Annotated in this window: 6 protein-coding genes; 4 read left to right on the top strand and 2 right to left on the bottom strand. The window is 73.3% G+C overall.

All coding sequences use genetic code 11. From position 1 onward, the window contains the following. Positions 1-156: 156 nt before the first annotated feature. Both IF37_RS0110885 and IF37_RS0110880 read right to left on the bottom strand, forming a co-directional pair. Positions 157-1,506 carry a serine hydrolase gene (locus IF37_RS0110885; protein WP_030739793.1) on the bottom strand — a complete coding sequence of 450 codons (1,350 nt, stop codon included), beginning with the start codon at positions 1,504-1,506 and terminating at the stop codon, positions 157-159. Between the two features lie 96 nt (positions 1,507-1,602). Next, complete coding sequence (locus IF37_RS0110880; RefSeq protein ID WP_037856226.1) at positions 1,603-2,811, bottom strand: cytochrome P450; 1,209 nt, start codon at positions 2,809-2,811, stop codon at positions 1,603-1,605. A 1,199-nt stretch (positions 2,812-4,010) separates the two neighbouring features. On the opposite strand from IF37_RS0110880, the gene IF37_RS0110875 reads away from it, so the two are divergent. The 4 genes from IF37_RS0110875 to IF37_RS0110860 all read left to right on the top strand — a co-directional run bounded on the left by IF37_RS0110875 (position 4,011) and on the right by IF37_RS0110860 (position 8,269). Beyond that, positions 4,011-4,397, top strand: a complete 387-nt coding sequence (locus tag IF37_RS0110875; RefSeq protein WP_030739789.1) for a PaaI family thioesterase — start codon at positions 4,011-4,013, stop codon at positions 4,395-4,397. 453 nt (positions 4,398-4,850) lie between these two features. Continuing rightward, positions 4,851-5,069, top strand: coding sequence for a hypothetical protein (locus IF37_RS0110870; protein ID WP_030739787.1), 219 nt, complete (start codon positions 4,851-4,853; stop codon positions 5,067-5,069). A gap of 165 nt (positions 5,070-5,234) precedes the next feature. Continuing rightward, positions 5,235-6,038: an HlyD family efflux transporter periplasmic adaptor subunit gene (locus IF37_RS0110865; protein ID WP_030739785.1), complete on the top strand. Its 804-nt coding sequence runs from the start codon at positions 5,235-5,237 to the stop codon at positions 6,036-6,038. A gap of 8 nt (positions 6,039-6,046) precedes the next feature. Continuing rightward, a complete protein-coding gene (locus IF37_RS0110860) occupies positions 6,047-8,269 on the top strand; it encodes an NHLP family bacteriocin export ABC transporter peptidase/permease/ATPase subunit (RefSeq protein ID WP_030739783.1) in 2,223 nt (740 codons plus the stop codon).

Here is an 8,269-nt window from a genome sequence, read left to right as displayed (position 1 = left end):
CCACGGCACGGAGACCGCCCGGTGAGCGGTCCGCCGTCGGGTCCGACGGGGGCCGCTGCGGGACACCGCTGCCGTGGGCGGGTCGGGACCGGCCGTCGGCACCGGGCCGGAGCCCGGGAGCGACGGTCGCCGGGGGCGGAATCCCGACCCGGTGGCTCAGCCGTCGTCGGTGCGGCGTGCCGTGCGCCCGGATATCTGCACCCGGTCGATCCTGCCGGTGGCCGGATCGCGGTGGAACCGGCCGCCGGGTTCGAGGCGTCCGGTGGCCGGATCGCGCAGATCGCAGGAGAGGTCGGCGTAGCAGACCAGCGGCAGGGCCAGGTCGCCGTCCACGGACAGTGCCGGCGTGCCGTCCGGTCCGGGCGCGATGCGGTAGGCCGTGGTGCCGTTGCGGTAGGTGCCCGCGCAGTCGGGCAACTCGACGGGACGGCCGCGGTCCGGGACGTCGGCGGCGGGCACCCGGATGCCGGTGAGCCGGTCCAGCTCCTCGGCGAGGTCGCGCCAGAGCGCGGTGGCGCCTCCGGCGTTGCCCGTGAAGGCGACCACGACACCGCTCTCCGGGTCGGCGCGCAGATGGCAGGAGGTGCCCTGGGCGTTGCCGTCGTGGCCGCACCACACCCGGCCGTCGCGCTGGTAGAGGGCGACGCCGAGGCCCCAGCCGTCGGCGAGGGTGCCCGGGCGGGCGGCGGGCTCGGGCCTGCGCATCTCCTTGGTGACGGCGGGCGGCAGCAGGTCGGAGCGGCCGGTCAGCGCGGCGCCGAACGCGGCGAGGTCCAGTGCGCCGGCGAGCAGCGCGCCGGCCGGCGCCTCCAGCGGCGCCAGGTTCTGCCGGGCGGCGACGGCCTGTCCGGTGGCGGTGTTGACGGCGTGTCCCGCGGCCACCGGACGGACCGGCGCGGCGTCGCCGACGAACGCGGGCCGGATGCCGAGGGGTTCCAGGAGCAGCGCCCGCACGGCCTCGGGCCACGGCATGCCGGTGGCGGTCTCCACCAGCCGTCCGGCGGCCACGTAACCGGCGTTGGAGTAGGAGAAGTCGGTCCCCGGCGTGAAGAGCAGGTCGCGGGCGGTGCAGACGGCCGTGAGGTAGCGCGCGGCGGTGGTCGCGGCGGCGGTGTCCGAGTCGGGTCCGGTGGGCAGTCCGCCGGTGTGACTGAGCAGCTGACGTATCGTCACCTCGGGCGTGCCGGCCAGCTCGGGGAGGTGTTCGGAGGCCGGTTCGTCCAGTTCGAGGTCGCCGTCGTCGGCCAGGAGCATGACGAGCGCGGCGGTGTAGGGCTTGGTCAGCGAGCCCAGCGGGACCGCGGTGTCCGCGGTGACGGGGCTGCCGGTCGTGACGTCGGCCGTACCCGTGTGCACGGCGATGACGTCGGTGCCGGTGTCGACGGCGAGTTGGGCGCCGGGCACCCGGTGGGTCCGGGCGAGGGCGCCGAGGCGTTCCTGTAGGTCCCGGTGTAAGAGGGACGGCGTCCGGGAGGCGGCCGGAGCGGCGGGGATGGTGTACGGCATGAGAAGGGGACTCCCGTTGGGTGGGTCTCATGTGCGGGTGTGCCGGTCCGGGCCCGGAGAGCGGTGTGGGCCGGCCGGGGGCGCTGCGCGCCGGGGCTAGGGTCTGACGACCTCGACGGGCAGGTGGCGGACGCCGACGATGACGGCGGGGTTCTGGTGGACGATGTCCTCGTAGGAGGGGATCGCCAGGATGCGGAATCGTTCATGCAACATCCGCAGCGCGATCCGCGCCTCGAGCCGGGCCAGCGGCGCGCCGAAACAGAAGTGGATGCCGTGCCCGAAGGTCAGATGCGGATTGGGGTTCCGCGTCGGGTCGAAGACGTCGGGTGCGGCGAACCGGGCGGGGTCCCGGTTGGCAGCGCCCAGATGGGCCATCAACAGTGTGTCGGCCGGGATTTCATGGCCGCCGAGGACCACCGGCCGGGTGACCCGCCGGCCCAGTTCGGGGAAGGGCGGCAGCCAGCGCAGCACCTCTTCGACGGCGGCCGGGATGCGCGCCGGGTCGGCGCGCAGCGCGGCGTCGGTGCCGGGGTGCCGGTCGAAGGTGACGACCGCGTTGCCCAGCAGCGCGGTCGTGGTGATGTGCCCCGCCACCAGCAGCAGGGCCACGAAGCCGACCATCTCCTGGTCGGCGAGGCGGACCCCGTCCACCTCGGCGGCGATGAGTCTGCTGGTCAGATCGTCCCCGGGGGCGGCACGGCGGGCGCGGATGTGCTCCAGCATGTAGCCGTTCATCTCGCGCACGGTGGGGGCGATGGCCTCCAGCGCCCGCTCCAGGTCGGCCATGTCGGGCGCCTCGCCGAGCTGGTCGCCGCCGAACAGGACGCTCGCCCACTCCTGGAAGAGCCGGTGCTCCTCGGCCGGGATGCCGAGCAGTTCCGCGATCACGATGATCGGCAGCGGATAGGCCAGCGCGTCGATCAGGTCGAACCGGTCGCGGTCGGCCACGGCGTCCAGCAGCCGGGCGCACACGGCCTCGATGCGGGGGCCGAGCCCGTGCACGACCCGCGGGGTGAACGCCTGGCTCACCAGGGTACGGAGCCCCCGGTGCTCCGGCGGGTCCATGCCGACGAAGTTGCCCTGGGTGAAGGTCTCGAAGTCGGACTGGGTGGGGGCGAGGGCGGAGAGTTCCGAGGAGTACGTCGCCGGGTCGGCGAGCACGGCGGCGACGGTCTCGTGGTCCAGCACCCGCCAGACGCGCTGCGTCTCGTCGTACCGCACCGGCCCGGCCTCGCGTAAGCCGCGCCAGCGGTCGGGTAACTCGTCCAGGAGGAGGCGTTCCCCCGTCGATTGCTTGCCTGTCACCTTGTCTCCTTGCTAGCGGCTGGCGCGTGCGGGCACGCAGGAGTCGCGTACGGGGGATGTCGTGGGACCGGGTCCGGCCCGGCCGCGGGCGGTTCGGGGCACGGCTGTGCCCGTCGCCTGGACGTCGGACGGAAGCGGCGGCGTGCCCGCACGGCTCGGCTCGTGCGCGGCGGGACGGTCAGCCGGTGTCGGTCTGGTGCCGGGGTGGACCTACGCCCTCAACACATGCGGTGCAGGACGTGGCGGCTGCGCGGCCGGCCGTGGCCCCGCAGCGAGCCCACTCGTGTGGCAGGCCAACCCGACATAACCCATCCCCTCGGTGATACCTCCCGCGCGGCGAGCACGCGGGACCCTCCCTGTTCCTGAACGGGCAGCGGGGCCCCCAGCCCCGGCCGTCCGAAACGCGGTGTGAGAATACGCAGTCGCAGGGCATGCCGCCCCACGATTGGCATGACGCGTATCTCGAAAGACCTTCGTTTCGACGGAACTCGGCCACAGTCTTCACGGCGAGTCACGTGCAAGCAACCCCCTGAAGTTGAACGGAGAGTACTCTGCCGGTGCTTTTGCGTCACCGTCCGGCCATTCCGGCCGACCCCTCGCTCGCGGGCGGCTGCGGGCGGGTACGTCGGACCGCGTGTGCCCCGGCGCCTCATCCGCAAACCGGGCCCGAACGAAAAAGTTGCCGTCGGTGCGTCAACCGGTGCGCCGAGCGTTCCCCGGCCGCGCCGGGGCGGTGCGCCGCCGTACCGCCCCCGGGACCGGCCGGAACCGCCCTGATCTGGGCTGATGATCCGACCAGCGGACAATTCGGGGGCTCGCCGCCGGGGCGGTGGCGCAACACGCCGTGGCCGACTGGGCTCCACGGCCGACACGCCCCGACCGCCCGGCACACGGTCACCACCCGGCGGCGGCTGACCGGTTCCGGAGGGTGCCGACTCCGCGCCAATGGCCGAGATTCGGCCATCCCGGCGTGACGGGGGCGCATTTGACAAACCGGTACACCACCCATGCTTCCTCGCACAGCAGTGCGCCTTTCCCGGCAGCCACGGCACGCGGACGAGCCCGGTAGGACACCCCCGTGGCACCCACCCGCGCCCATCGCACCCGGACCCTCCCGTTCCGCCTCGCGCACCCGGTCGACGCCGTGCATGGGGGCCGGGCGCCGCGTGCCGGGGCGGGCGGCCGGGCAGCATCCCCCCATGACGATGGGCGCCGACGAGATCCTCGCCGCCCGCTTCACCCCCTGGGTGCTCGAACCGGGGCTGACCGTCCAGGCGGTGGGCGAGGGCCGGGCGGTGCCGCGTCTGCCGTGGTCGGACCGGCTCGCCCGGGAGGGCGGCGGACTGTCGGGACAGGCGCTGATGGCGGCGGCCGACACGGCGACGGTGATCGCGGTCCCGGCCGCCCGGGGCGGCTTCGTCCCGATGACGACGGTGCGGCAGTCGACCTCGTTCCAGCGGGCGGTGACCGGTGCGGACGTCCTGGTCGAAGCGGTGCCGACGAAGCCGGGCCGGCGGATGGCGTTCGCGGACGTCACGTTGAGCGAGGCCGCCCGGGCGAGCACGGTCCAGGCGATCCTGGGCTGACACGTTCGGCAATCGATCAGTCACGGTCAGCTCCGGACATCAAGCGGAATCCTACCTTCGGGGAATCTGCACATCCACCCCGCAGCCGCGTCACCGGCGCCCGGGGTTCTGCACATCCGCGCGCCCCCCGGCACGCCATTGGCGAGGAGTGCCGGTTTCGCGCTCCGGCGGACAAGGGGTCCGGCGCGGTGATGCCGTGACCCATGTGAAGGAGTCGCTGACACGCCGTGCCCGCACCTGCACGGATGAACCCCTTCACGGGGCAAGTTCCCAGGTGGGAGCCCTGGTTGAGTGGAAGCGCGCACTGCGGGCGTGCTTTGATCCATCGCACCGCAGGGGTCGGCGGGCCTCCCGGAGACGGGGGCCCGGCGACCGCGGTCGCGGCCGTCCGTCTGTCCCCAGAGGGGGCCGCTCTCCCCCTTGTGAAATACCCATACGAAGGGAAGTTCCATCATGAACTCCACCCCCCAGGTTGAGACCGTCGAGATCTCGGACGCCGAGCTGGACAACGTCTCCGGCGGTCTGTCCGTGAACACCCTCAACGCCACCCTGGGCACCGTGAACGAGGTCGCCCCGGGCGTGTCGGGTCTGGTCAACACGGTCGTCGGCACCGTCGAGGGTGTCTCCGGCCTGAACACCGCCCCGGTCACCGGCCTGGTCGCCGGTCTCTGACCGCACCCCGGTGCCGTCGAAGTCCCGGAGCCGCACCCCGGCTCCGGGACTCTCGGGTGCCCTGACACCTACGCGTCGCCGGCCGCACACGCCACCCCCCACACACGCGGCCGGCCGCACGCGCTCCGAACCACATGCGTCTCTCCCACAGGTGAGGGAAGTCCCGTGCAGTTCCGCCAACAGGCCCTCGCCAAGCTCCAGTCGCCGGAGGAGCTGGACCTTCCGGTACGGCTCGCCCGCCCGCAGGGCTGGCTCGTGCTCGGCCTCACCGTCGTCGTCATGGCCGTCGCCGCCGTGTGGGCGGTGACCGGCTCGGTCGCCTCCACCGTCGGCGCGCCGGCCATCCTCACCCACGGACAGGGCAGTTATCTGCTCCAGAGTCCGGTGTCCGGCCAGGTGACGGCCGTACTCACCCGGCAGGGCGCACGCCTGCCGGCGAACGCGCCGGTCCTCAAGGTCCGTACGGCGCGGGGCACATCCGTGATCCGCACCGTCGCGGCGGGCCGGGTGACCACGCTCGCCGCCGACATCGGGCAGATCATCCGAACCGGCACCACGGTCGCCGCGGTCGAGAAGGTGGCCCACCGCTCCGACCCGCTGTACGCGACGGTGTACGTGCCCGCCGAGAACGCCGCCGCCATCCCGGCGCACGCCTCCGTCGACCTGACGGTGTCGTCCGTGCCGACGGAGCGGTACGGCGTGCTGCGCGGCGAGGTGACGTCGGTGGACCGCACCGCGCAGTCCGCCCAGTCGATCGCCGCGTTCCTCGGCGACAGCCAGCTCGGCGAGCAGTTCACCCGCAAGGGCCGGCCGGTGGCCGTGCTGGTGCGGCTCGACCCGTCGGCCACGAAGAGCGGTTACCGGTGGTCCTCCGCCGGCGGGCCGCCGTTCCGGCTCGACTCCATGACCCTCGCCACCGGCTCCGTCCACCTCGCCGACCAGCACCCCGTCGATTGGCTGCTCCCGTGACCGCCCGAATGGGAAAGACGCAGGAAACCCGTGGCCGCAGACGGGCGGCCCCCGCCAGGCGGCCGGCGCCCAAGTCCCGTACCGGCACGGTCCGCACGCCCACCGTGCTCCAGATGGAGGCCGTCGAGTGCGGCGCCGCCTCCCTCGCCATGGTCCTCGGCCACTACGGCCGGCACGTCCCGCTGGAGGAACTGCGCATCGCCTGCGGTGTCTCCCGCGACGGCTCGCGCGCCTCCAACCTGCTGAAGGCCGCGCGCGGTTACGGCCTGACGGCCAAGGGCATGCAGATGGACCTGGCCGCCCTCGCCGAGGTGCGGTCACCCGCCATCCTCTTCTGGGAGTTCAACCACTACGTCGTCTACGACGGCGTCGGCCGCCGCTTCGGCCGGCGCGGGGTGTACGTCAACGACCCCGCCAAGGGCCGCCGGTTCGTGCCCCTGGAGGAGTTCGACGGCAGCTTCACCGGTGTCGTGCTGGTGCTGGAGCCCGGCGAGGGCTTCACCGAGGGCGGGCGCAGGCCCGGCGTGCTCGGCGCCGTACCGGCCCGGCTGCGCGGCACCGCCGGCACCCTCCCGGCGGCGGTGCTGGCCAGTCTGCTGCTGGTCGCGGTCGGCGCCGCCCTGCCCGCGCTCAGCCGGACCTACATCGACGTGTTCCTCATCGGCGGGCAGACCTCGCTGCTGGGCGTGCTGTTCACCTCGATGGCCGTCTGCGTGCTGCTCACCCTGGTGCTGACCTGGCTCCAGCAGGCCAACCTGCTGCGCGGCCGGATCATCTCCTCCACCCTCTCCAGCGCCCGCTTCCTGCGCCATCTGCTGCGGCTGCCGGTGACGTTCTTCTCCCAGCGCTCCCCCGCCGACCTGGTGCAGCGCCTCCAGTCCAACGACCAGGTCGCCGAGACCCTGGCCCGCGACCTCGCGGCGGCCGGCGTGGACGCGATCGTGGTCGTGCTGTACGCGGTCCTGCTCTACACCTACGACCCGCAGCTGACCTTCCTCGGCATCGCCGTGGCCCTGCTGAACGTGGTCGCCATGCGGCTCGTCGTACGGCTGCGCGCGACCCGGACGGCGAAGCTGCGCGCGGACACCGCCCGGCTCACCAACACCTCGTACACCGGTCTCCAGCTGATCGAGACGATGAAGGCGACCGGCGGCGAGGACGGCTACTTCCGCAAGTGGGCCGGCCAGCACGCCACCACGCTGGAGGAGCAGCAGCGGCTCGGCGTGCCGAGCGCCTGGCTGGGCGTGGTCGCGCCGACGCTCGCCACCTTCAACAGCGCGCTCATCCTGTGGATCGGGGGTCTGCGCGCGGTGGAGGGGCACATCTCGGTGGGTCTGCTGGTCGCGTTCCAGGCGCTGGTCACCCGCTTCACCGCGCCGCTGACCCGGCTCAACGGCGTGGCGGGGCGCATCCAGGACTTCGCCGCCGACGTGGCCCGGCTGAAGGACGTGGAGAACTTCCGGGCCGACCCGCTCTACGCCCGCCCGGGCGGCGGTGACTCCACCCGACGGCTGCACGGGCACATCGAGCTGGAGAACATCGCCTTCGGCTACAGCCCGCTGGACCAGCCGCTGCTCACCGGCTTCGACCTGACCGTCGGGCCCGGGCAGCAGGTGGCGCTGGTCGGCGGCTCCGGCAGCGGCAAGTCCACGGTCTCCCGGCTGATCTCCGGCCTGTACACGCCGTGGGACGGGGTGATCCGGATCGACGGCCGCAGGCTGGAGGACATCCCGCGCGGGGCGCTCGCCGCCTCGGTCTCCTTCGTCGACCAGGACGTCTTCCTGTTCGAGGGCTCGGTCCGCGACAACGTGGCCCTGTGGGACCCGTCCGTCCCGGACGAGGCCGTGGTGGAGGCGCTGAAGGACGCGGCCCTGTACGACGTGGTGGCGCGCCGGCCCGGCGGCATCCACAGCGCGGTCGAGCAGGACGGCCGGAACTTCTCCGGCGGGCAGCGCCAGCGCCTGGAGATCGCCCGGGCGCTGGTGCGCCGGCCGAGCATCCTCGTGCTGGACGAGGTGACCAGCGCGCTGGACGCGGAGACCGAACTGGTGGTGATGGACAACCTGCGCCGGCGCGGCTGCGCCTGTGTGGTGATCGCGCACCGGCTGAGCACGGTCCGCGACAGTGACGAGATCGTCGTCCTCCAGCACGGCACGGTCGTGGAGCGCGGACGGCACGAGGAGCTGGTGGCGCGCGGCGGCGCGTACGCCGCGCTGGTCAGGGAGCGGTGA

This window comes from Streptomyces sp. NRRL S-31 (genome assembly GCF_000718775.1).
GTDB lineage: Bacteria > Actinomycetota > Actinomycetes > Streptomycetales > Streptomycetaceae > Streptomyces.
This window is presented reverse-complemented; position numbering and strand designations above follow the sequence as displayed.